General features: G+C 78.8%; 1 pseudogene. It reads right to left on the bottom strand.

The features are described 5' to 3' along the window. Positions 1 to 703, bottom strand: a pseudogene (locus C3488_RS41020) (hypothetical protein); the annotation flags it as partial.

The following is a 703-nucleotide window of genomic DNA, read 5'->3' as shown; positions in this document are numbered from 1 at the left end:
GCGGGGGCTGGGGGGCCTGGCGCGGGTCCCCCGGTGCGGGGTGCCCGCCCTGGGCCGGGTAGGCGGGGGGCTGGGCCGGGTAGACGGGAGGCTGGGCCGGGCCGAACGTGCCCTGCGGAGGCGTGGGGTACCCGGGCTGCCCCGGTACCGGCTGGACGGGCGGCTGCGGGTAGCCGTATCCGGCGGCCTGCTGGTCCGGCTGCCCTGCCTGCTGCGGTGCTCCCTGCGCGGGTTGTGCGGGCACGTAGCCCTGGGGCAGCGGCGGAAGCTCCTGACCGGCCTGGGGCACGGCGGGGGGCTGCGCGGCGGGCGCCGCCTGTGGCTGCTGCCCCTGCGCCGCGGGCGCGGGTCCCGGAGCGGCGGGCGCCGGCACCGTCTCGGTCTCTGTTTCCGGCTCTGCTTCCCCGGCCGCCGACGTGGCCTCGGCATCGGCCGGCGCGGCGGATTCCGTATCGGAGCGGACGTCCGCCGTCTCGTCGCCCTCCGCGCCGGAGTCCCCGGATCGGGCGAAGTCACCCGACTCCGCCTCGTCGTTCCGCCCCTCCTCCGGCTTCTCGTCGTCGTCTCCGCCGAACAGCCTCGCCGCCTCGGCGTCGGCGGCGGCATGGTTGAGTTCCGGCACCGACTGCTCGGGCATCGGCTGCGCGGAGGCGGGCTGCTGGGGAGCGCCCGCCGCCGGGGCAGCGGCCTGGGCGTCCTCGTC

The sequence above is a fragment of the Streptomyces sp. Ru72 genome, assembly GCF_002920635.1.
Taxonomy (GTDB): Bacteria; Actinomycetota; Actinomycetes; order Streptomycetales; family Streptomycetaceae; genus Streptomyces.
This window is presented reverse-complemented; position numbering and strand designations above follow the sequence as displayed.